We start from the raw sequence: 21,732 nt of genomic DNA, 5'->3' as shown, positions 1-21,732 counted from the left end.
TACGCGGTTTTTGCCTCAAAAAACCGCTTCGCCGGCCAATTGTCAACAGACCCTAAACAACAGCAACAAGAAGAAAGGGCACGAACATGGCACAAATCAATTTAGACAAAACCGATCTCAAAATCCTGCAGGTATTGCAGGAAAACGGCCGTTTAACCAATGTGGAGCTTTCCGAACGCGTGGCCCTGTCGCCCTCCCCCTGTCTGCGGCGCCTGAAACAGCTTGAAGACGCGGGCATCATCCGCCAATACGCCGCGCTGCTCTCGCCCGTGTCGGTGAAACTCGGCCTGCAGGCGTTTATCCGCGTGTCGATTGATAAAGCGGTGGAGGCCCGCGACGATTTTTCGGCCGCCGTGCAGAAATGGCCCGAAGTGTTAAGCTGCTTTGCGCTGACGGGCGAAACCGACTATCTGCTGCATGCTTTTTTCACCGATATGAACGCGCTTTCGCATTTTGTGCTCGACACCCTGCTCTCCCACCCCGGCGTTCAGGATGCGAAATCAAGCTTCGTGCTGAAAGAAATCAAAAACACCACCGCGCTGCCGCTGGGGCATTTGCAGAAGGATTAAGCCGGGCTGCCGCATATGCACAGGCCGTCTGAAAGTGTTCAGACGGCCTGTGCTGCTTTCCGATCTGTTCACACCGCCGCCAAAAAACCTTATGATTGCAAACCTTTATTAATAAAGTGCCGCAACCGTGTCTGCCAGCAACGAAACCGTAACCGCCCACACCCGCCTGTGGCTCGAAAAAGCCGTTATCGGCCTGAACTTATGCCCTTTCGCCAAAGCCCCTTATGTGAAGGGGCTGGTTCGGATAAGCGTCAGCCGCGCCAAACACCTCGACGGCTTTTTAGAAGATTTAGACCGCGAACTGCAACTCATCGGCAGCGCACCGCCAGAAGAAATCGAAACCACGCTGCTGGTCCTCCCCGATTTGTTCGGCGATTTTCCAGTGTTTAACGATATGCTCGATTTGGCCGACCAAGCCGTTTGCGACAACGGTTTGGAGGGCGTTATCCAAATCGCCCCCTTTCACCCCGGTTTCCAGTTTGAAGGTACCGAAGCCGACGACATCACCAACTATACCAACCGCTCGCCCTACCCCACCCTGCATCTGATACGCGAAAGCAGCATCAGCAAAGCCGCCGAAGCTTTTCCCGATGCCGAAGCGATTTTCGGGCGCAATATGGCGCTGCTGGCAGAAATGGGGCAGCAGGGTTGGGATGCGTTGCAGATTCCGCGCTGCCCGCATCATAAAGAAATAGGCAAAACATGATATTACGCCCGATTTTCTGGCTGTTTGGCGCCATTGCCCTGCTGCTGGGCATTATCGGCATCTTTCTGCCCGTGCTGCCTACCACGCCGTTTGTCATACTTGCCGCCGCCTGCTGGGCGCGTGCTTCGCCGCGTTTTCACCGCAGGCTGCACCAACACCGCGTTTTCGGCCCTATGGTGCGTGATTGGGAAGAACGCCGCGCTGTTCCCCGCCGCGCCAAATACTTGGCCTTTGCGATGATGACGCTCTCTTGCAGCTGGCTGCTCTACCGCTTTCCCGAACAATGGTGGTGGAGCGCCGCCTCGGCGCTGTTCTGTTTAGCCGCAGCCCTGTGGATGTGGCGGCTGCCCGACGCCTGATAACGCCCCTTGTCCGGAAGCATAAACAAAGGCCGTCTGAAAAAGATTTCAGACGGCCTTTGCAACGGGCGTCAAAACCGCCTTAATTTATTCCTGCACAGGGTCTTCCACAATATTCACAGGCTGGTAAACGGGAACGGGCGGGGGCAGCAGGGTATCGAGCATCAGGCCGGCGGTATCGAGGGTGGGATAACCGCTGAATGTTACCGAATAGCCGCCGTTGGATTCGCCGGTGATTTTGGCGTGCGCGCCCAGCGGGAAGGTGGCTTTGTTGGCAATGTGGCCGAACGGAAAACCGGTGAGTACGGGCACTTTGGCAATGCGGCCGATATTGTTGACCACGGTGCTGAAGTCGTAGCTGCTGTCGTATGCGTCGCGGATGGTGCCCATGCGGAAATCGCCGAGCACCACGGCCTGCTGCTTCGACAAAATACCGGCCAGATGCAGGGTTTGCAGCATACGCTCAATGCGGTAGGGCTGCTCGCCCACGTCTTCGAGAAACAGGATGCCGCCCTGAATATCGGGCATATAGGGGCTGCCGGCGAGCGAGGCCAGCACGCTTAAGTTGCCGCCCCAAAACGTGCCTTCGGCGCTCACGCTGCGGCGCTGCACGTTATACACGCTGACGGTGTTGGCGGCATTGGTGGTGCCGCGTATAAACGCTTCCATGGTGTAAGTGCTGGGGACGGGCTTGCCGAATTCGCTGTATACCATCGGCCCCGCGAAGCTGGCCGTATTGCCTTTAGCCAAGAGGGCGAGCTGCACGGCGCACAAGTCGCTGAAGCCGAAAAACAGCGTGCCGCGCTCGCGCATACGGGCGCCGAGGGAGGCAAAGTCGATATGCGGAAGAATGCGCACGGCGCCATAGCCGCCGCGCAGCCCCATCAGCACTTTCGGAGTGGCGACGCGGCCGGCGGCAATGTCTTGAAAATCGGCGATACGCTCGCTGTCGGTGCCGGCGAAACGCTGGTAGCGGCGGAAAGCGGCCTGCCGGTTGGTTACGGTAAAGCCGGCATTATGGAGGCGGGTAAGTCCGGTTTCGGAGCGGGCGGCGTTGTCGGCAAAGCCCGACGGTGCGACCACGCGCAAAACAGTATCGCCGCTGCGGCCGGGGCGGGTGGTTTTCGGCGGCACGGTTTGGGCTTTGCCGGATTGGGCGGAGGGCTGTGCGGTGCCTCCGCTGCCGCAGGCGGCAAGCATGCCTGCGCCGGCGGCGGCTGCGGAGGCTTTCAGGAAGTTGCGGCGGGAAGGTTGCCAGGTCATAAAGGTTCCTCGTGTATACCGCCTTTTCAGGCGGCCTGATAAAGGCGTGTATTTTAAAGGGGGCGTGCCGTATCACACAATGCAGGCCGTCTGAAAAGGAAGAAAACGGTTTTCAGACGGCCTGCATTGTGTGGCATTACAGCAGCGCTTTTACCTGCTGCGGCCAGTTTTCCGGCAAAACCGCCTGTGATTCCCGCACGGCGGGCGCCCAAACGGGGGCGGGGAAATTGGCATCGTTACCGAAGCGGGCAATCACGTGCCAGTGCAGGTGCGGCACCACGTTGCCCAAACTGGCCAGATTGATTTTGACGGGCCGGAATACTTGGCGCATGGCGGCCTCCACACGGTAAACCGCCTCCATCAGCTCTTGGCGCTCTGCGGGTTGCAGATCGGTCATTTCGGCAACATGGCGCTGCCAGATTACGCGGCAGAACGCGGGGGCGTCGGCTTCGCCGTGAACGGCAATCACGCGCAGGTTGCCGGTTTGCAGCAGCACATCTTCGCCGGTGGGGGTGCACAAAGGGCAGGTCATAAATCGGCTCCTTCAAAATCGGCCGGATATTTTAACAGAGTTTGCCGCAAAGGTTTTTCAGACGGCCGCGCTTGAGCAGGGTTCCAAATAAACATTCAAATCAAAATAAATTAACGAAGCAGGTAAAACCGCATTTTCTGCCAAGAAAAATTTTATTTAAAATATTGTATATAATCATTTTTTGTAATACATTCCTTTCTACGCCGCCCAAAAACAAAAACCAATTCCGGCATTCTACCCGAACATCATCATTAATATCCGCTCAAATAAGGAAGCTATCATGAACAGCCAACAGCCCGACAAAGCCGCAGCCGGCACGCCCAACGTATTTTACGGCGACAGTTCCGACAACGTGTTCCATATCAGCCAAGCGCAAGAACGCATTATTGAAAAAGCCGGCGGGGGAACCGACACGGCCTACAGCAGCGTAAGCTACACCCTGCCCGACCATGTGGAAAACCTCACGCTGGTGGGGCACGACGCAATCAATGCCACCGGAAACACCCAAGACAACATACTCACCGGCAACAACAACCGCAACCGGCTGCTCGGTTCCGCAGGCAACGACACGCTCTACGGCCACGGCGGCAACGACATACTAGACGGCAGCAGCGGCGCCGATGCCATGCACGGGGGCAACGGCCATGATATATATTATGTAGACAACCCCCAAGACACCGTAATCGAACTGCAAAACCACGGCACCGACACTGTGTTCAGCAGCGTAAGCTACACCCTGCGGGCTTATGTGGAAAACCTCACACTCACCGGCAGCGGCAACACCAACGGCAGCGGCAACAATGCCGACAATATCCTGAACGGCAACCACGGCAACAACCATCTTTCCGGCAACGGCGGCAATGACTTGATATCCGGCCACGGCGGCAACGACCTGCTGACCGGCGGCGACGGCAGCGACACGCTCTACGGCGGCGCAGGCAACGACCGCCTGATCGGCGGCAAAGCCGTCGGCCTGATTGAAAACGACTGGGGCGAGCTCTATTATCCCGACCTTGGCGACGGCGGCGACTATCTCGACGGAGGCACGGGAGACGATATACTGATGGGCGGCTACGGCGACGACACCTACTTCTTCGCTCGCGGCTACGGCCACGACACCATCATCGATTACCGCACACCGGGCGTAGAAACCGTTTACAGCCCCGAAGGTTCCAACACTGTGCGTTTCGGCACGGGCATTACCCCCGAAGATTTAACCATCACCGCCGACGTGCAGGCCGACGGCAACATCGCCAACGTTTGGCAGATTGCCCTCAAAGGAAGCAGCGACAGGCTTACCATCCACAACCAAAGCGCCGACGAAGAATCCAACCTCGCCATCACCCGTTTCGAATTTGACGGCGAAACCCTCAGCCCGTGGCAACTGGCCGATCGCACCGGCATTACCGGCAACAGCAAAACCATCACCATCGGCAGCCGAAGCGGCTACCGCCTGAGCATGGCGGATTTCGGCGTAGGGCCGGACAACCAGCTTGCCGAAAACCGTTTCGATATCGAAAAAGTAACCGGCGGGCGTTTGGCCTATCTTTCTTCAGACGGCCATATCACCGAATGGGTAGAAAAAGGCCTGTTCCATGCTTACGATGCCGGAAACTTGGTGTTTGTTCCCAACCGGGATGCCGCCGAAGCCGCCATCGAATTTAAATTCAATGCCTCCACCGCCCCCCGCAGCGTCCGCACCGACGATGCCGCCCACACCATTAAATTCGATTTGCAGGATACGCCCGATGGCGGCGGCCGGATCCTGTTCGGCGACGTGAACGGCAACACCATCAGCGGCGGCAGCGGCAATGATTTAATCGACGGCTGGACGGGCAACGACAAACTCTACGGCGGTGCCGGCAACGATATTCTGCACGGCAGCGCAGGCGACGACACGCTCGACGGCGGCAGCGGCAACGACAAACTCTACGGCGGTGCCGGCAACGATACGTTTATATTCGCCAAAGGCAGCGGCCAAGACACTGTTTCCGACACCGAAGGCAGCAATACCGTACGCTTCGGCGAAGGCATCTCCCCCGAAGATTTAACCGTTACCCACACCGCCCACCCGTGGTTTCCAAACGAAACCAATTGGGAAATCAGCATCGCCGGCAGCAGCGACAAACTGATTATCGAGCGGCAGAACACCGGCAAAAATGCCGCCGTTACCCGCTTCGTTTTCGATTCGGGCGCCTTTGGAAACGACGTGCTCGAAGGGAAAATCTCCGAAGCCAAGCTGGCCGCCGCACTGGAAAAAGCAAGCGGCGGCACAACCGCCGCCGCCCCAGCGGTGCAAAACACCCCTGCCGCAGCTTATGCGTATGACGCAGCCCCGTCGGTACCTGCCGGATCCGACGAACCCGCACCGGCCAATCTGATCGGCTGATAACGGCAGGCTGCGGCAAAACAGGCCGTCTGAAAACCTGTTTTTTTAAACAGATTTTCAGACGGCCTTGATTTTTAACAAACCAACGGCGTAGCACGGAAAAGTTTGTCTTCCGCCAAGCCGCAGCCCTACCCCTTTCCGCCGTTTTTGCCGAACAGCTTTTTCTCGGCCAGATACACCAGCAGCAGCACCGGCACGCCCAAAAGCGCGGTCAGCGTAAAGAAACCCGGATAGCCGATTTTATCGACCATCGCACCCGAATAACCGCCCAAAGTTTTAGGCAGCAGCGTCATCAGCGAGCTGAAAATTGCATATTGCACAGCAGTGAAACGGATATTGGTCAGAGACGACAAAAAAGCGATAAACACTGCGCCCGCCAAACCTGCGGCAAGGTTATCGAACCCCACCGCCAGATACATAAACGCCACATCGTGCCCGCGGTATGCCAGCACCACAAACAGCAGGTTGGTTAACGCCGCCAGCACCGCGCCGGCCATCATCATTTTCATCAGGGCGAATTTCTGCGACAACAGCCCGCCGAGAAAACCGCCCGCCACCGCCATCACCACACCGAACGTTTTCACCGCTGCAGCGATTTCTTCTTTGCTGAAGCCCATGTCCTGATAAAACACATTGGAAATCACGCCCGCCACAATGTCGGAAATACGGTAAACGCCGATTAAGGCCAACAGCAGCAGCGCCGATTTGCCGTAACGTTCGAAAAAATCGGTAACGGGGTGTATCCAAGTGTCCACGGCCAGTTGTTTGGGCACCAAACCGCTTTTCACGGTCAGCGCGCCCACTGCGGCGGCGGCGGCGGCAGAAACAGCCAGGCGGACGGCTTCAATACCGAAACTGCCCAAAGGGCCGCCGCCTTCCTGCGGCAATACCTTGCCCAGTTGGTCAAACGCATCCACAACCGCCGCCACCGACACCAAAAACAGCAGCAGCAGGCGCAGGTTGTCGGCCGTGGAACGCGAAGCGGTATGCCGTGCCGACGCGGCAGGCTCGCGCATCAGCAGCGTCGTAGCCACCCCCACGCCCATCACTGCGGCCATAATGAAATAGGTTTGCTGCCAGGCCGCATACACATAAGCACCTTCGTGCGACCCCAACCTCGCTGCCAAAAACAGCGCGCCCGCGCCCGCCACAATCATTCCCACGCGGTAACCGGCGTTATAAGTAGCAGCCGTTACCGACTGCATCGCCACATCGTCTGCCGCCGCTTCGATGCGGTAGGCATCAATCACCACGTCCTGCGTAGCCGAAGAAAAGCCCAACAGGACCGCGCCTGCGGCCATATAGACCAGCGCCGTACCGCTAACGGGGTTGACCATGGCCATGGTGCAAACCGCGGCAATAACCGAAAGCTGCGAAAGCAGCAGCCAGCCGCGCCGCCTGCCCAAAACACGGGTCAGCAGCGGCAGCGGCAAAGAATCAATCAGCGGCGCCCACACGAATTTGAACGAATAAGCCAGCGCCGCCCAGCTGAACATGGTTACCGTGCTGCGGTCCACCCCCGCTTCGCGCAGCCACAGCGACAGGCTGGAAAAAATCAGCAAAATCGGCACACCTGCCGAGAAGCCGAGAAAAAACAGCGTAACGGCGCGGCGGTCTGTGTAGACGGTTGCCGCAGCCAGCCAATTTTTAGAATAATTTTCTTGCATATCAATAACTTAAATTAAAAACACACGCTTGTATGAAAATAAAGCGGCTATTGTATCAACGAAGCATACGGGCCGTCTGAAAAGATTTGTTTCAGACGGCCTGTTTCCGTTTAACCCGAAAAGCCGCCCTCTTCCCGCCCAAACTTCCCATGCCGTCTGAAAAACCTTAAAATACCTGCTTCTATAATAAAACGTCTTAAAGTCACTGTTATGCCCATCTGCGTATGCCCCCACTGTAAAGCACGGCTTGCCGTTAAAGATACCCAAATGAACCTGGCGCAAGGTTTCGTGGTCTGCACCAAATGCGAAGGCCTGTTCCAAGCCAAGCACCACATCAGCAACACCCCGCACAAGGCCTCGCCCGAACAGCTGCCGAGCGCAGCCACCGACACCAAACTGGTGCGCTCCATCGGCCCCGCCGTGCGTAACCACAAGGCCTTGTCGAAAAACGAAATCGCCGACCTGCTCGACAGTTTGGTGCCTGCGGATGCCAAAAACAAGCAGGCGGCCAAAACTCAGGCCGCCGAAAACACTGCCGCCTCCGTAAAAGAAGGCTTCAACTGGACTTTGGCCGCACTCACCGCGCTCACCGTGCTGATCATGCAGCTTTTCTATTTGATATTAATGCTTTGAGATGACCGTTCCTGTTGATTTTATCCGCGACTTCCGGGAAGCCGCCCCCTATATCCACTACCTGCGCGGCAAAACGCTGGTAATCGGCATTGCGGGCAGCCTGCTTTCCGGCCCCACCCTCCAAACACTCGCCGCCGATTTAAACCTGCTCGCCAGCCTCGGCGTGCGCCTGGTTGTGGTGCACGGTTCGCGCACACAAATCAACACTCTGGCAGAAGCGCACGGCCTCACTCCGCAATACCGCAACGGCCGCCGCATCACCGACGAAACCACCCTCACCCACGCCAAACAGGCCTGCGGTATAGTGCGCAGCGACATTGAAGCCGCCCTTTCGTTCGGCCTCTCCCAAACCCCGCTGCGCGGCAAGCCCCTGAGTATTGCCGGCGGTAATTTCGTTTCCGCCCGCCCGCTCGGCATCATCGACGGCACCGACATGGGCTACACCGGCATCGTGCGCAAAATCGACACCGAAGCCGTGCGCCGGCGCCTCGACGACGGCGCCTTAGTGTTAATCAGCCCGCTCGGCCATTCGCTCAGCGGCAAAACCTTCAACCTCAGTATGGGCGATATTGCCGAGGCCGCCGCCGTTGCCCTTCAAGCCGAAAAACTGGTTTATCTGGTTGAACAAGAAGGAATTCTAAACGAACAGGGTCAGGTTTTGCCCAACCTTTCCGGCCAAGAGGCCCGCGCCCTGCTAACCGGCGGCCGGGTGCAGAACAACCAGCAAAGGCTGCTGCAATCGGCCGTAAACGCCGTGGAAAACGGCGTGCAGCGCACCCAGATTCTCGGCGGCCGCCAAAACGGCAGCCTGATTGCCGAACTGTTCACCCGCCACGGCGTCGGCACTTCCGTGGCACGCAACGCCTTCATGAACATCCGGCAGGCGCAAACCGGCGACATTCCCGACATCACCGCCCTTATCCGCCCGCTCGAAGAACAGGGCATCCTGCTGCGCCGCAGCCGCGAATACCTTGAAAACCACATCGGCGAGTTTTCCGTGTTGGAACACGACCGCCGCATTTACGGCTGCGTCGCCCTCAAAACCTTTGCAGATCCCGGCATCGGCGAGTTGGCCTGCCTGGTGGTTTCCCCCGAAGCACAAGACAGCGGCTACGGCGAACTGCTGCTCGAACACCTGATCGGGCAGGCCCGCAGCCGCAACATCCGCACCCTCTACGCCCTTTCCACCCGCACCGGCGAGTGGTTTCTCGAACGCGGATTTCAAACGGTTCCGTCCGAATCCCTCCCGCCCGAACGCCTGAACGAATACCGTGAAAACGGGCGCAAATCGAAAGTTTTTGCGTATAACTTGGGTGAAAACGGTTGAGGCCGTCTGAAAAAATGCCGCTTGAAAAAACATTTCTGTTTTCAAGCGGCATTTTTTCAGACGGCCTCGCAAACAAGTCCGATTATCCGTTCAAATCTCCGCCGCCATTTGCGCAAACACCTTGCTCGCCGCCGCCACGGTTTCTTCCACCAATTCGGGCGTGTGCGCCGCCGACATAAAGCAGGCTTCGTAGGCAGAGGGGCCGAATGCCACACCGTTGCCGAGCATGCCATGGAAGAATTTTTTGAAGCCGTCGGTATCGGAAGCGGCCATATCGGCGTAGCTTTGCGGCAGGCCATCTGAAAAATACAGGCCGAACATGCCGCCCACATAATCTGCACTGAACGTGATGCCCGCAGCTTTGGCGGCCGTCTGAAAACCGTCGGTCAAACGTTCGTTGAGCGCGGCAAGGTTTTCGTAAAAACCCGGCCGCTGGATGATTTCCAGCGTTTTGAGGCCGGCGGCCACGGCCACGGGGTTGCCCGACAAGGTGCCGGCCTGATACACGCCGCCGAGCGGGGAAATGCAGGCCATAATGTCTTTGCGGCCGCCGAACGCGGCCAGCGGCATACCGCCGCCGATAACTTTGCCCATAGTCGTCAAATCAGGCTTAATGCCGTGCAGCGACTGCGCGCCGCCGAGCGCGACGCGGAAACCCGTCATCACTTCGTCGTAAATCAGCACCGCGCCGTGTTGTTCGGTGAGCGCGCGCAAAGCCCTGATAAAGCTTTCAGACGGCCTGACCAGATTCATGTTGCCGGCAAACGGCTCCAAAATCACGCAGGCGGTTTCGCCGCCGATTCGGGCGAAAGTTTCTTCGAGCTGTGCGGTATTGTTGTATTCCAACACCAGCGTGTGTTGGGTGAAATCGGCGGGCACGCCGGCGGAGCTGGGATTGCCGAAGGTGAGCAGTCCGCTGCCGGCTTTAACCAGCAGGCTGTCGGAATGGCCGTGGTAGCAGCCCTCGAATTTGATGATTTTGTCGCGGCCGGTGAAACCGCGCGCCAAACGGATGGCGCTCATGGTGGCCTCGGTGCCGGAGCTGACCAGTCGCACCTGCTCGACGCTGGGCACGAGTTTGGCGATTTCTTCGGCCATCACGATTTCGCCTTCGGTAGGCGCACCGAACGACAAACCGCCCAACGCCGCTTCGCGCACGGCTTCCACCACTTCGGGGTGGGCGTGGCCGACGATGGCAGGCCCCCACGAGCCGACATAATCGATATAGCGCGTGCCGTTTTCGTCCCACACATAAGCGCCTTGGGCTTTCTTGATGAAGCGCGGCACGCCGCCGACGCTGCCGAATGCGCGCACGGGCGAATTCACGCCGCCGGGAATGATGTTTTTGGCACGGTTGAATAATTGTTCGTTGCGGTTCATGGGGCATCCTTGCTGAATATAATGGCTGCGTTTCAGACGGCCTCGAAAGGGAATGTTGCCGAAAAGGCCGTCTGAAAAATAGAAAGCCGTATTTTAGCAGCTTCAGGGCGTGTAGTTAGAAGGCATTGCGGCGGTATTTTTGGTTAAAATCCGCATCTGCGGCGTTAGAAATGCTCGCAAGATGTTCAATCTTGCTGTGCTTTTTGCCTTGCATCTGCGGATTTTTCCTCAAAAAACCGCTTCGCAAGCCTTCTAACTACACGCCCTAGAGCACGCCGTTTCAAACGGCCGGATGTGATATATTTCAAACGGCCTTCCAACCAACCGCACCCGATTTTTTTTATGGATACACTCAACCAACTCAACCACGGCATCCGCCAAAGCCTCAGCCACTACGAAGCCATGACCAACAGCGTGCAGGCCATGATAGAAGCCTTTTGGCTGCGCGTACCTTATCTGGTAGTGGCCTTGCTGGCGTTTATCTTGTTTTGGCTGGCGGCCAGGCTGTTTAAAACTTTGTCGGTGAAGCTTTTGTCGCGCCGCCTGAGCAACCGTATGAACCTGCTCCTGGTATTGCAGCGCATCGGCAGCGCACTGATTGTTTTCGGCGGCTTTCTGGTGGCGATGATGATCGCCATTCCCGATTTCACGCCCGCGCAGCTTATCAGCACGCTCGGCATCGGCTCGGTGGCCGTCGGCTTTGCCTTTAAAGACATTTTCCAAAACCTGCTGTCGGGCATTCTGCTGCTGCTCAACGAACCGTTTAAAATCGGCGACCGCATTATTTCGGGCACGTTTGAGGGTGAAGTGGAAAACATCGAAATCCGCGCCACCACGCTGCGCACCTACGACGGCAGGCGCATCGTTATCCCCAATTCGCAGCTCTTTACCTCGCCCGTTACCGTTAACACACGCGGCGGCCTGTACCGCCAAAGCACCGTGCTGACCCTGCCTGCCGATTTGAACGCCGATGCGGTGAAGCAGCAGATTATCCGCACGCTGCAACAACAATGCGGCGACATCGTTTCCCAGCCCGAAATCGCCGTTACCGCGCTTTCCGACACCACCGGCACGCTCGAATTGCGCTGGTGGGCGCAAGGGCACACCGACAACAACCTGATTCTCGACCGCGTGCTGTCGTGCGTGCAGCCGCTGCTGGCGCAGGACGACAAACAAAGCGGGGAGGAAAACGGTGCGTAAACCGGCCTTGTATTGGCTCAGGCAGGCGTTTCAGACGGCCTTATTGGTGTTGCTGGTGTCGCTGGCCGCCGATTGGTGGCGCAAACCCGCCGAGCCGGCACGGTTTGCCGGCTTGCCCCTGGCCACATTAAGCGGCGGGCAAACCACTTTGGCGTCGCTCAGCCGCGGGCGCACCGCCGTTGTTTATTTTTGGGGAAGCTGGTGCGGCATCTGCAAGCACACCTCCCCCGCCATACAGCGCCTGCACGAGGCGGGCGTGCCCGTGTTGAGTGTGGCGCTGCAATCGGGCGGCGCGGAGGAAGTGGCCGCCTATATGCGGGCGCACGGATTGTCGTTCGACACGGCAAACGATCCGCAGGGGGAAATATCGCGGCAATGGCAGGTGGCGGTTACACCGACGGTGGTGTTGGTGAAAAACGGCAAAACGGTACACAGCACCACCGGCATCAGCAGCTATTGGGGTTTGCGCGGGCGCGTTTGGCTGGCGGACAGGGTGTATTGAAACGGATAGATATGGTTTTTCAGACGGCCGGATTTGTTCCGTCATACTCGGGTTTGATCCGAGTGTCTCCCGTTTTCTCTGCAACAAAAAGATACTCGGGCCAAGCCCGAGTATGACGCAAGTGTTTTGTAAAGAAACTACGATGTGCCGTGCCGTTTTTGAAAACCGGCGCGAACCGCTGCTCTTAGGCCTTCACCCAGTTTTTCGCCGCATCCATATCCGCCCAAATCTGGTGCTTCAAATCTTCGATATTGTCGAATTTTTTTTCGTCACGCAGTTTGTGCAGAAAGCGCACGGTCAAACGTTGGCCGTATAGGTTTCCTTGAAAATCAAAAAGATGCACTTCCAGCTTTTGGCGGCGCGACTTCGACACGCTGGGGTTGAAACCGAAACTGGCCACCCCCCGCCGTTTGCCGAAGCTGCCTTCGGTCTCCACCACAAACACGCCGCTCAAGGGGTAGTGGTGCTGCGGAAGCTGCACGTTGGCGGTGGGGCAGCCTATGGTGCGGCCGAGCTTGGTGCCGTGTTTAACGTGGCCGCTGAGCGTGTAGTCGTGGCCGAGCAGTTTGCAGGCGTGTTCCAATTGGCCGTCTGAAAGGGCTTTGCGCACGGCGGTGCTGCTGGCGCGGATGTTTTCCACCAGCACCGAGGGCGTACGCTCGGTTACCATGCCGGGTTGGTTTTGCAGCAGCTCGAAGCTGCCTTCGCGGCCGGCGCCGAAACGGAAATCGTCGCCGATCAGCAGATATTTGGTGTTGAGGGTTTCGCGCAAGAGGCTGTCGATAAAGGTTTGCGCGCCCATATCGGCAAAGGCTTGGTTGAAGCGCAGCACCCACACCGCATCGACACAACCGGTTTCCCGCAAAAGTTGCAGCTTGCTGCGCAGGGGCGAAATGCGGTAAGGCAGTTCGCGGCCGCTTTTGCGGGCGAAAAACTCTTGCGGCTGCGGCTCGAAAACCACCGCCACCACAGGCAGGCCGCGGCTGCGGGCTTCTTGTTTAAGCCGTTGCAGGATATGGCGGTGGCCGAGGTGGACGCCGTCGAAGTTGCCGATGGTAACGGCGCTGCCGTGGGGAAAGTCGGGACTGATGTGCCGACCGAACCAGATTTTCATAGGGATTGTTCTGTGCGGTGTGTGTCAAACGGGCGGTATTGTAAGCCGATTCGGCGGCTTGCGGAATATGCGGCGGGAAAACTTGTTCGGGCACAGCATTGCCCTTCTTGCGGTTAACGGATTGAGGCCGTCTGAAAAAAGTTTTTCAGACGGCCTCGGTGCAAACCGGCCTATATTATCTTGGCAAAATCTGTGCTTTCTGCCGAACGGAATATCCGCGTCATACTTGGAACACTCCCGTTAAGCCAAAGGCTCGAGCAGTTTGGCAAATGCGTCTTCAAACTGTTTCAGGCCGTCTTCCTGCAAGCGCAGGGCGAGGGCTTCGAGGTCGATGCCGAGCTTTTCGGTTTCGGTCAAAACGGCAAGCGCTCCGTCCTGGCCTTCGGTGAGCGTGGCTGCAGCTGTTCCGTGGTCGATAAAGGCTTTCAGCGTGGCATCGGGCACGGTGTTGACGGTGTCGGGCCCTATCAGGCTGTCCACATAAAGCGTGTCGGGATAAGCGGGGTTTTTCACGCCGGTGGAAGCCCACAAGAGCTGTACGGGGTTGGCGCCTGCGGCTTTGGCCTCGGCAAACGCTCCGCCGCCGAAAAACTGCTGCCAGTCCCGATAAGCGGCTTTGGCCAGCGCAACCGCCACTTTGCCTTGCAGGTGTGGCGGCAGCGTGGTGTCGAGCGCGCCGTCCACGCGCGAAATGAAGAAGCTGGCCACCACGCGGATATGGTTTACGGGCAGGCTGGCGGCCACACGCTTTTCAATGCCTTTCACATAGGCGGCATAGGCTTTGAGGGTTTGTTGTCGTGAAAACAACAGTGTGAGGTTGATGCTGAGGCCGTCTGAAACCAATTGCTCCAATGCGGCCACGCCCTCATCGGTGGCGGGCACTTTAATCATCACGTTGGGGCGGTTGATGGCCGCATGCAGGCGTTTGGCTTCGGCCACGGTGCCGGCGGTGTCGTGCGACAAGTCGGGGGCGACTTCCAGGCTCACAAAACCGATTTTACCGCCGCTTTTTTCATATTCAGGAAGAAACACGTCGCAGGCGGCCTGCACATCGGCAACAGCCAGCGTTTCATAGATGGCTTTCGGGTTGCGGTTTTGCTGTTTCAGCGCAGCGATTTCACCGGCATACAAAACATCTCCCGCAAACGCTTTCTGGAAAATGGCGGGGTTGGAAGTAACGCCGCACACGCCCTGCCGCATCATTTCGGCCAGCTCCCCGCCCTGCACCAGCGAGCGCGATAAATTGTCGAGCCAGATTTGTTGTCCTAATGCTTTAACGTCCGATAAAATAGCCATCTCTGAAATCCTTGTTATTTATTGAGAAAGTAATGATGCTAACCCGATTCTCCATATTTGGGTAGCCCCGCGGGAAAACAAGCATGGAAAATTCCGAACAATATCTGAACTGGGCGCGCGAGGTTTTGCGCACCGAAGCCGAAAGCCTGCACGAAATCGCCGCCGGACTCGACGGCGGCTTTACCCGCGCCGCCGGTACCCTGCTCCAATGCCGGGGGCGCGTGGTGGTTATGGGCATGGGCAAATCGGGGCATATCGGCCGCAAGATTGCCGCCACCATGGCTTCAACCGGCACGCCCGCGTTTTTCGTCCACCCTGCCGAAGCCGCACACGGCGACTTGGGCATGATAGTCGACGGCGACGCGGTTATCGCCATTTCCAATTCGGGCGAGAGCGACGAAATCACCGCCATTATCCCCGCGCTCAAGCGCAAACACATTACCCTGATTTCGATTACCGCACGCCCGCAATCCACCATGGCACGCCATGCCGACATCCACATCACCGCCGCCGTGTCGCACGAAGCCTGCCCGCTGGGGCTGGCGCCCACTTCCAGCACCACCGCCGTGATGGCGCTGGGCGACGCGCTGGCGGTGGTGCTGCTCAAAGCTCGCGGGTTCACGCCCGACGATTTCGCCCTCAGCCACCCCGCCGGCAGCCTCGGCAAACGCCTGCTGCTGCGTGTGGCCGACATTATGCACGGCGGCGGGAGCCTGCCTGCCGTGGTAAGCGGCACCTTGTTGAAAGACGCCATCGTTATCATGAGCGAAAAAGGCTTGGGCATGCTGGCCGTTACTGATAGTTCCGGCCGTCTGAAAGGCGTGTTTACCGACGGCGACCTGCGCAGGCTGTTCCAACAGCGCGACAATTTCGCCGGGCTGACGGTCGACGAAATCATGCACGCCAACCCCAAAACCATCACTGCCGGCAAACTCGCCACCGAAGCCCTGAAGCAGATGCAGCAAAACCACATCAACGGCCTCTTGGTGGTGGAAGAAGACGGCGTGCTCACAGGCGCGCTGAATATGCACGACCTACTGAAAGCGCGGATCGTCTGACCGGCGGCACACCGTTTTCAGACGGCCCGAGCCCATCGTTTTTAACCCGCCGGAGTGCATGGCATGAAACCCCACTGGCTTTTAACCGGCTGTATGCTGGCCGCCGCCGCGCAGGCACAGCCCCTGAATCAGGAAACACAGGCACATTACGAAGCGCAAACGGCCGCCGTGCAGCCGCAGCTGCCGCTCAAACTCAACAGGTTGCTAACCGTTAAGGCCGTGTCGTTCCACAACGGCGGCACGCATGTTTTATATGAAACAGCAGCGGCCGAACCGGGCGCCGAAGTGCAGAAGGCGATAGGTGCGGTGCGGCAAAGCTCGCGGCAGGCATATTATCTGGACGTGTGCGGCAACCGGCCGCCCCTGCAAATTATCAGCAGCAGCCATTGGGTACAGGATGCCTCCGGCAGACTGGTGGCGCGCTGGACAAACACGCCCGAAATATGCGGCAGCGAAAAAGGCGCACAACAGGGGCGCATAGTTAGAAAAAACGTGCGTATTGACGGAAGCAGTATTAAAAGCGGCGTGATGACCGCCGCCTACACCCTGACCGACCGCGACTTCAGCGACATCACCACCATGCTGCCGTTTGCGGTCAACGCCATGAAAAAGCAGGTAAGCGCCATCGTATGCCGCCCCGAAGGCGGCATGCTGCCCGGTTTGCAGGCCGCACGGTTTATCGTGCGCGACAAATACGGCAAAGCCCTGCCGCCTGTAGATATTTTGCCGTCAGACTGCATACCGCAACCTGACGGGCAACCGCAGGAAAGCACAGGCAGGCCGCGCCGCAAAGCCAAAGGCTGAGACCTTTGCAAAACCCACAGATGTGGATGCAGTTCAAGGCGTAGCAGCGCAGCGAGTGCAGACATAACATAAAGTTAGGCAAGCGAGCGAGCAGTACCCTAAAGGGCATAAACGCACAACGCAGAAATGCGCCGCAGATGTGGGTTTTGCAAAGGCCTCAGGCTGAACCGCACACCCAGCCCGTTTACATTTTCAGACGGCGTTTAAAGCTTACGGTGCTACAATAAACCTCTGATATTCGTCCAGGCCGTCTGAAAACCGTTTATTTTTAAAGAATACAACCCGAATGCAAACCCTAACCCCCGAACTTCAGGCGCGTGCCGCCGCCGTTAAACTGCTGATCATGGACGTGGACGGCGTGCTCACCGACGGCCGCATCTTCATCCGCGACAACGGCGAAGAAATCAAAGCCTTCCACACGCTCGACGGCCACGGCCTGAAAATGCTGCAGGCCACCGGCGTGCAAACCGCCGTTATCACCGGCCGCGATGCCCCGTCGGTGGGCGTGCGCGTCAGGCAGCTCGGTATCGGCCACTACTATAAAGGCATACACGACAAACGCGCCGCCTATGCGCAGTTGCTCGCCGAAGCGGGCGTGGAAGAACACGAATGCGCCTTTATCGGCGACGACGTGGTCGACCTGCCGGTGATGGTGCGCTGCGGCCTGCCCGCCGCCGTGCCCGAAGCGCACTGGTTTACCCTGCAACACGCCGCCTACGTTACGCAGAAAAGCGCGGGCAACGGCGCGGTGCGCGAAGTGTGCGATCTGATTATGCAGGCACAGGGCACACTGGCCGCCGCCTTGCAGGAGTATGTGAAATGATCATGAAATGGCGTGCAGGCTGGCTGTTTCCGCTGGTGCTGGCGGCTTGTCTGGGCGGCCTTTCCGCATGGCTGGGGCGCATCAGCCAAGTCGATGTGGAAGAAGCCGCCCTCAACCCCAACGAACCGCAATATTCGATGACGGGCATCAACGGCAAACGTTTCGACGAACGAGGCCGTCTGAAAGAAAACCTTGGCGCCGAAACCGCCTGGCAACTGCCCAAAAGGGACGATGTAACCCTGGAAAACCCCGAACTGACCATGTATGACGGCGACAAACTGCTCTATACGGTGAAAAGCAGCGAGGCACACTACAACACCGAAAACCGCAAAGTGCAGTTTCAAAACAATGTAGTGCTGACCAAAAGCGCCGACGCACAACGCCCCGCCGGCATCTTGAAAACCAACAGCCTAACCATAGATACGCAAACCGAAACCGCCGAAACCCAAGATGCCGTCGAATACCAATACGGCGATTCCCACGGCACGGCAAACGGTTTGGTATACGACCACAAAAAAGGTTTTTTAAACCTGCCCTCCCGCGTGAAAGCCATTATTTATGACCCGAAAAATCTATAAAGCCGCCCTACTGGCCGCCTTAGCCGCCGTTTCCGCCGCCCCCGCCCTCGCGCTCGAAAGCGACCGGCAGCAGCCGATTCAAATCGAAGCCGACCAAGGCTCGCTCGACCAGGCCAACCAAGTAACCACGTTCAGCGGCAACGTGATCATCAAACAAGGCACACTCAACATCAGTGCCGGCAGCGTGCGCGTGTCGCGCAACAGCAAAGGCGAGCAGCAGATGAACGCCAGCGGCAGCCCCGTGCGCTTCAGCCAAACGCTCGACGGCGGCAAAGGCACCGTGAAAGGCCGTGCCAACAACATCGATTACTCGTCGGCCACCAACATCGTGAAGCTGATCGGCAACGCCAAAGTAGAACGCGGCGGCGACTTGGCCGAAGGCGCCGTGATTACCTACAACACCCGCACCGAAGTTTATACCGTTCAAGGCAGCAAGGCTTCCGGCGACAAAAGCGGCAAGCGCGTAACCGTGGTTATCCAGCCTTCCGGCACCCAATCGCAAGGTAAGAAAAAATAACCCACAGGCCGTCTGAAACAACCGGCAATAACACCGCACCGCTTTTCAGACGGCCTGATACCTTTGCAAAAATGCCGGATGCGGATGCAGTTCAAAGCGCCGCACATATTTGCCACGGTGTGCGCAAACAAGAATCAAGCCATACAAATCTTCACAAAGATTAAAAAAACCTTTCAGACGGCCTGAAAACCGATTACAATAGTAACCATCACCAAAGAGCACACATATGAGCCAAAGCCGCTTAAACGTACAAAACCTGCAAAAAACCTTCAAAAAGCGCCAAGTGGTGAAAAACTTTTCGCTGGAAATCGAAAGCGGCGAAGTAGTCGGCCTGCTCGGCCCCAACGGCGCCGGCAAAACCACCAGCTTTTATATGATAGTGGGGCTGATTGCCGCCGATGCAGGCAGCGTAGAATTAGACGGCCGAGAAATCCGCCACCTGCCGATACACGAGCGCGCCCGTTTGGGCTTGGGCTACCTGCCGCAGGAAGCATCGATTTTCCGCAAAATGACGGTGGAGCAGAATATCCGCGCCATTTTGGAAATCCGCCTGAAAGACAAAAGCGAAATCGATGCCGAGCTTGAAAAACTCTTGGCCGATCTGAACATCGGGCACTTGCGCAACAACCCCGCGCCGTCGCTCTCGGGCGGAGAACGCCGCCGCGTGGAAATCGCCCGCGTATTGGCCATGCAGCCGCGCTTCATCCTGCTCGACGAACCCTTTGCCGGCGTTGATCCGATTGCCGTTATCGACATTCAGAAAATCATCGGTTTTCTGAAAACACGCGGCATCGGCGTGCTGATAACCGATCACAACGTGCGCGAAACCCTGCGCATCTGCGACCGGGCCTACATCATCAGCGACGGCACCGTGCTGGCCTCGGGCCACCCCGAAGAACTGGTCAGCAACGAACAGGTGCGTGCAGTGTATTTGGGCGAAAACTTCAACTATTAATAACAGCCGGCCGGCAGTCGGGGGATTAATCCGGCCGGGCACAAACCGCACATTACGCTCTTACTCAAGAAGAAAATAACAACATGAGTCAAAACATAGGATTAAAACTCAGGCAAACCCAACAGCTCAACCAGCGGCTGCAACAGTCGCTGCGCATACTGCAAATGTCGGGGCTGGAACTCGACCGCGAAGTCGGCGACTGGCTGCAAGACAACCCGCTTTTGGAGCGCGCCGAATACGACGAAGCGGCAGAAGCCGAATTCGAGCGTATTTCTGCCGCGCAGCCCAAAACCAACCAAATCGGCGGCGACGATGCCGAAGACGTTTGGGCAACCATCGCCGAAGAAGACGACTTCAACGCCTATCTGCACAAACAAGTGTGCGAACACCCCTTGAGCGAAACCGAAGCCGCGCGGGTGCATATCCTGATTGACTTTCTCGACGAACAAGGCTACTTCACCGACAGCATCGCCGATGTGCTCGACCAAACGCCATTAGAGTGGATGCTGGAAGAAGAAGATATGCAGAACGCGCTCGATTTGCTCCAAACTTTCGACCCTCCGGGCGTGGGCGCCGCCAACCTCACCGAATCGCTGCTGCTGCAACTGATGCGCCTGCCCTCCTCACCCGAGCGGCGGCTTGCCGCCAAAATCGTGCAGCAGCATCTTGACGACCTAAGCCGAAGCCGCCAGCAGAACACCGCCAAATTCCGCAAATATTTTCCCGATGCCGAAGCCGAAACCCTTCAGACGGCCTTAGACCTGATCGCCAAACTCAACCCCTATCCCGCCTACGGTTTCGCTTCCGCCGAGCCTACCGCCTATGTGCAGCCCGATATTTGGGTGAAAGAAACCAAAAGCGGCTGGTCGGTCAGCAGCAACGAACGCGTGTGGCCGAAAGTGCGGCTCAACAGCGAATATTGCGAACTGCTCAAACAAGCGGGCGATGTCAGCCCCGAATGGAAAGAAAAACTCAGTGAAGCACGCCAAAAAATCGACAGCCTCGAGCTGCGCAAAAGCACCGTGATGCGGCTGGCCGAATATATCGTGGAAAACCAGGAAGATTTTTTCGTATTCGGCGAAATCGGCCTCACCCCCATGCTGATAAAAGATGCTGCCGCCGCGCTGGGCGTGGCCGAAAGCACCGTGTCGCGCGCCGTCAACCACAAATATTTGGCTTGCCCGCGCGGGGTGTTTGCGTTACGCTATTTCTTCACACAAGCCGTTGCCGCCGACGGGGACGGGGAAGGAGGGGTCAGCCAAAGCGCGGTAAAAGCCGTGATTACCCAACTGGTCGAGGGAGAAGACAAAAATAAACCGCATTCCGACGAAACCTTAAGCAGGCTGCTCAAACAGCAGGGTATCGACATTGCCCGCCGCACCGTAGCCAAATACCGCGAATCGCTGAATATTCCGAACGCACACCAACGCAGGCCGTAACGGCCCGCATCAGGCAGGCCGTCTGAAAAATTTAATCTGCATCAGCAAAACCTTTCAGACGGCCTGTTATAGTGAAAGCCCTAAAAATTGATTCTTTCTACGGTTGCCCAGGGTCATTATCAACAGACGCCAACCGCAAACACACCGATTTCCGCCGCCAACACGGGCGGCACAACCCAACCGAAGGAGTAAGCCATGAATCTGAAAATTACCGGCCTCAATTTCGACGTAACCGAAGCCATCAAAAACCATGTGGCCGCCAAGCTCGAGCGCATCAACCGCCACGCCGCCAACGTGATTTCGGTAGCCATTACCCTCTCGGTGGAAAAGGTCAGCAACAAGGCCGAAGCCGATGTGCACCTGGCCGGTAAAGATCTTCATGTAGAAACCGTCGAATCGGATATGTATGCCGCCATCGACGTGCTGATGGACAAACTCGACCGCGCCGTGCTGAAACACAAAGAAAAAAGCAACGACGTGCGCGCCACCCCCAAACCCGCACCTGCCGACGAATAACCGTTTGCCCGTACCCCGCAATATCAAAATCAAACGCCCCGCTTTACGGGGCGTTTTTTTATGCGCAACGTTCAAATCCGCTTTGCCAAAAAATCAGGCGAAGCC

General features: G+C 57.6%; 22 protein-coding genes. 16 read left to right on the top strand and 6 right to left on the bottom strand.

Annotated features, from left to right (window positions below; translation table 11 throughout):
* The first annotated feature begins 86 nt into the window (after positions 1-86).
* From Q3970_RS06940 to Q3970_RS06930, 3 genes are all read left to right on the top strand, one after another.
* The gene (locus Q3970_RS06940; RefSeq protein WP_303099855.1) at positions 87-569 is read left to right on the top strand and encodes an Lrp/AsnC family transcriptional regulator; all 483 of its coding nucleotides are present in this window, start codon (positions 87-89) and stop codon (positions 567-569) included.
* Between the two features lie 127 nt (positions 570-696).
* Positions 697-1,275, top strand: coding sequence for a DUF1415 domain-containing protein (locus Q3970_RS06935; RefSeq protein ID WP_303099854.1), 579 nt, complete (start codon positions 697-699; stop codon positions 1,273-1,275).
* Positions 1,272-1,634 carry a YbaN family protein gene (locus Q3970_RS06930; protein ID WP_303099853.1) on the top strand — a complete coding sequence of 121 codons (363 nt, stop codon included), beginning with the start codon at positions 1,272-1,274 and terminating at the stop codon, positions 1,632-1,634. The genes Q3970_RS06935 and Q3970_RS06930 overlap by 4 nt, the downstream gene beginning before the upstream one ends.
* 87 nt (positions 1,635-1,721) lie before the next feature.
* Here Q3970_RS06930 and Q3970_RS06925 read toward each other — a convergent pair whose 3' ends face one another.
* Positions 1,722-2,897, bottom strand: coding sequence for an LD-carboxypeptidase (locus Q3970_RS06925; RefSeq protein WP_303099852.1), 1,176 nt, complete (start codon positions 2,895-2,897; stop codon positions 1,722-1,724).
* Positions 2,898-3,033: 136 nt separating this feature from the next.
* Positions 3,034-3,429, bottom strand: coding sequence for an HIT family protein (locus Q3970_RS06920; RefSeq protein WP_303099851.1), 396 nt, complete (start codon positions 3,427-3,429; stop codon positions 3,034-3,036).
* Between the two features lie 280 nt (positions 3,430-3,709).
* Between Q3970_RS06920 and Q3970_RS06915 the strand changes: the two genes are divergently transcribed.
* Positions 3,710-5,818 carry a calcium-binding protein gene (locus Q3970_RS06915; protein ID WP_303099850.1) on the top strand — a complete coding sequence of 703 codons (2,109 nt, stop codon included), beginning with the start codon at positions 3,710-3,712 and terminating at the stop codon, positions 5,816-5,818.
* Between the two features lie 128 nt (positions 5,819-5,946).
* Here the strand turns inward: Q3970_RS06915 and Q3970_RS06910 are convergent, their stop codons facing one another.
* Positions 5,947-7,485 (bottom strand): MFS transporter, encoded by a 1,539-nt coding sequence (locus Q3970_RS06910; RefSeq protein ID WP_303099849.1) that lies wholly within the window; start codon positions 7,483-7,485, stop codon positions 5,947-5,949.
* A gap of 210 nt (positions 7,486-7,695) precedes the next feature.
* Here Q3970_RS06910 and Q3970_RS06905 point away from each other — a divergent pair, with 210 nt between their 5' ends.
* On the top strand, positions 7,696-8,118 hold the full coding sequence (locus tag Q3970_RS06905) for an MJ0042-type zinc finger domain-containing protein (protein WP_303099848.1): 423 nt from the start codon (positions 7,696-7,698) through the stop codon (positions 8,116-8,118).
* Position 8,119: 1 nt separating this feature from the next.
* Positions 8,120-9,445 (top strand): amino-acid N-acetyltransferase, encoded by a 1,326-nt coding sequence (gene argA / locus Q3970_RS06900; RefSeq protein ID WP_303099847.1) that lies wholly within the window; start codon positions 8,120-8,122, stop codon positions 9,443-9,445.
* 90 nt (positions 9,446-9,535) lie between these two features.
* Here argA and hemL read toward each other — a convergent pair whose 3' ends face one another.
* Entirely contained in the window at positions 9,536-10,825 is a 1,290-nt protein-coding gene (gene hemL / locus Q3970_RS06895) for a glutamate-1-semialdehyde 2,1-aminomutase (RefSeq protein ID WP_303099846.1), read from the bottom strand.
* A 342-nt stretch (positions 10,826-11,167) separates the two neighbouring features.
* Here hemL and Q3970_RS06890 point away from each other — a divergent pair, with 342 nt between their 5' ends.
* On the top strand, positions 11,168-12,025 hold the full coding sequence (locus Q3970_RS06890; RefSeq protein ID WP_303099845.1) for a mechanosensitive ion channel family protein: 858 nt from the start codon (positions 11,168-11,170) through the stop codon (positions 12,023-12,025).
* Positions 12,018-12,527 carry a protein disulfide oxidoreductase gene (locus Q3970_RS06885; protein WP_303099844.1) on the top strand — a complete coding sequence of 170 codons (510 nt, stop codon included), beginning with the start codon at positions 12,018-12,020 and terminating at the stop codon, positions 12,525-12,527. The genes Q3970_RS06890 and Q3970_RS06885 overlap by 8 nt, the downstream gene beginning before the upstream one ends.
* A 184-nt stretch (positions 12,528-12,711) precedes the next feature.
* Here the strand turns inward: Q3970_RS06885 and ribF are convergent, their stop codons facing one another.
* Together ribF and tal are read right to left on the bottom strand one after the other, a co-directional pair.
* Positions 12,712-13,641, bottom strand: coding sequence for a bifunctional riboflavin kinase/FAD synthetase (gene ribF, locus Q3970_RS06880; protein ID WP_303099843.1), 930 nt, complete (start codon positions 13,639-13,641; stop codon positions 12,712-12,714).
* Positions 13,642-13,881: 240 nt separating this feature from the next.
* Positions 13,882-14,937 carry a transaldolase gene (gene tal, locus Q3970_RS06875; RefSeq protein ID WP_303099842.1) on the bottom strand — a complete coding sequence of 352 codons (1,056 nt, stop codon included), beginning with the start codon at positions 14,935-14,937 and terminating at the stop codon, positions 13,882-13,884.
* An 83-nt stretch (positions 14,938-15,020) separates the two neighbouring features.
* On the opposite strand from tal, the gene Q3970_RS06870 reads away from it, so the two are divergent.
* The 8 genes from Q3970_RS06870 to raiA all read left to right on the top strand — a co-directional run bounded on the left by Q3970_RS06870 (position 15,021) and on the right by raiA (position 21,627).
* Entirely contained in the window at positions 15,021-15,995 is a 975-nt protein-coding gene (locus Q3970_RS06870) for an SIS domain-containing protein (protein ID WP_303099841.1), read from the top strand.
* A gap of 63 nt (positions 15,996-16,058) precedes the next feature.
* Entirely contained in the window at positions 16,059-16,799 is a 741-nt protein-coding gene (locus tag Q3970_RS06865) for a hypothetical protein (RefSeq protein WP_303099840.1), read from the top strand.
* Positions 16,800-17,085: 286 nt separating this feature from the next.
* Complete coding sequence (locus tag Q3970_RS06860; protein WP_303099839.1) at positions 17,086-17,622, top strand: HAD family hydrolase; 537 nt, start codon at positions 17,086-17,088, stop codon at positions 17,620-17,622.
* Entirely contained in the window at positions 17,619-18,200 is a 582-nt protein-coding gene (gene lptC, locus Q3970_RS06855; RefSeq protein WP_303099838.1) for an LPS export ABC transporter periplasmic protein LptC, read from the top strand. The genes Q3970_RS06860 and lptC overlap by 4 nt, the downstream gene beginning before the upstream one ends.
* A complete protein-coding gene (lptA, locus tag Q3970_RS06850) occupies positions 18,181-18,717 on the top strand; it encodes a lipopolysaccharide transport periplasmic protein LptA (protein WP_303099837.1) in 537 nt (178 codons plus the stop codon). Before lptC ends, lptA begins: the two co-directional genes overlap by 20 nt.
* A 226-nt stretch (positions 18,718-18,943) precedes the next feature.
* Complete coding sequence (lptB, locus tag Q3970_RS06845) at positions 18,944-19,672, top strand: LPS export ABC transporter ATP-binding protein (protein ID WP_303099836.1); 729 nt, start codon at positions 18,944-18,946, stop codon at positions 19,670-19,672.
* 83 nt (positions 19,673-19,755) lie between these two features.
* Positions 19,756-21,111, top strand: coding sequence for an RNA polymerase factor sigma-54 (gene rpoN / locus Q3970_RS06840; protein WP_303099835.1), 1,356 nt, complete (start codon positions 19,756-19,758; stop codon positions 21,109-21,111).
* Positions 21,112-21,306: 195 nt separating this feature from the next.
* Complete coding sequence (gene raiA, locus Q3970_RS06835) at positions 21,307-21,627, top strand: ribosome-associated translation inhibitor RaiA (RefSeq protein WP_303099834.1); 321 nt, start codon at positions 21,307-21,309, stop codon at positions 21,625-21,627.
* Positions 21,628-21,732: the final 105 nt, after the last annotated feature.

This window comes from Neisseria sp. (genome assembly GCF_030530745.1).
Classification (GTDB): Bacteria; Pseudomonadota; Gammaproteobacteria; order Burkholderiales; family Neisseriaceae; genus Neisseria.
This window is presented reverse-complemented; position numbering and strand designations above follow the sequence as displayed.

Bases quoted from the DNA above. Each gene is read 5' to 3' on its own strand.
- Q3970_RS06920 (WP_303099851.1), bottom strand. From the start codon at position 3,429: ATGACCTGCCCTTTGTGCACCCCCACCGGCGAAGATGTGCTGCTGCAA.
- Q3970_RS06910 (WP_303099849.1), bottom strand. From the start codon at position 7,485: ATGCAAGAAAATTATTCTAAAAATTGGCTGGCTGCGGCAACCGTCTAC.
- Q3970_RS06865 (WP_303099840.1), top strand. From the start codon at position 16,059: ATGAAACCCCACTGGCTTTTAACCGGCTGTATGCTGGCCGCCGCCGCG.
- Q3970_RS06890 (WP_303099845.1), top strand. From the start codon at position 11,168: ATGGATACACTCAACCAACTCAACCACGGCATCCGCCAAAGCCTCAGC.
- lptB (WP_303099836.1), top strand. From the start codon at position 18,944: ATGAGCCAAAGCCGCTTAAACGTACAAAACCTGCAAAAAACCTTCAAA.
- rpoN (WP_303099835.1), top strand. From the start codon at position 19,756: ATGAGTCAAAACATAGGATTAAAACTCAGGCAAACCCAACAGCTCAAC.
- raiA (WP_303099834.1), top strand. From the start codon at position 21,307: ATGAATCTGAAAATTACCGGCCTCAATTTCGACGTAACCGAAGCCATC.
- lptC (WP_303099838.1), top strand. From the start codon at position 17,619: ATGATCATGAAATGGCGTGCAGGCTGGCTGTTTCCGCTGGTGCTGGCG.
- lptA (WP_303099837.1), top strand. From the start codon at position 18,181: ATGACCCGAAAAATCTATAAAGCCGCCCTACTGGCCGCCTTAGCCGCC.
- Q3970_RS06915 (WP_303099850.1), top strand. From the start codon at position 3,710: ATGAACAGCCAACAGCCCGACAAAGCCGCAGCCGGCACGCCCAACGTA.
- Q3970_RS06870 (WP_303099841.1), top strand. From the start codon at position 15,021: ATGGAAAATTCCGAACAATATCTGAACTGGGCGCGCGAGGTTTTGCGC.
- Q3970_RS06925 (WP_303099852.1), bottom strand. From the start codon at position 2,897: ATGACCTGGCAACCTTCCCGCCGCAACTTCCTGAAAGCCTCCGCAGCC.
- Q3970_RS06860 (WP_303099839.1), top strand. From the start codon at position 17,086: ATGCAAACCCTAACCCCCGAACTTCAGGCGCGTGCCGCCGCCGTTAAA.
- Q3970_RS06940 (WP_303099855.1), top strand. From the start codon at position 87: ATGGCACAAATCAATTTAGACAAAACCGATCTCAAAATCCTGCAGGTA.
- Q3970_RS06930 (WP_303099853.1), top strand. From the start codon at position 1,272: ATGATATTACGCCCGATTTTCTGGCTGTTTGGCGCCATTGCCCTGCTG.
- tal (WP_303099842.1), bottom strand. From the start codon at position 14,937: ATGGCTATTTTATCGGACGTTAAAGCATTAGGACAACAAATCTGGCTC.
- hemL (WP_303099846.1), bottom strand. From the start codon at position 10,825: ATGAACCGCAACGAACAATTATTCAACCGTGCCAAAAACATCATTCCC.
- ribF (WP_303099843.1), bottom strand. From the start codon at position 13,641: ATGAAAATCTGGTTCGGTCGGCACATCAGTCCCGACTTTCCCCACGGC.
- Q3970_RS06905 (WP_303099848.1), top strand. From the start codon at position 7,696: ATGCCCATCTGCGTATGCCCCCACTGTAAAGCACGGCTTGCCGTTAAA.
- argA (WP_303099847.1), top strand. From the start codon at position 8,120: ATGACCGTTCCTGTTGATTTTATCCGCGACTTCCGGGAAGCCGCCCCC.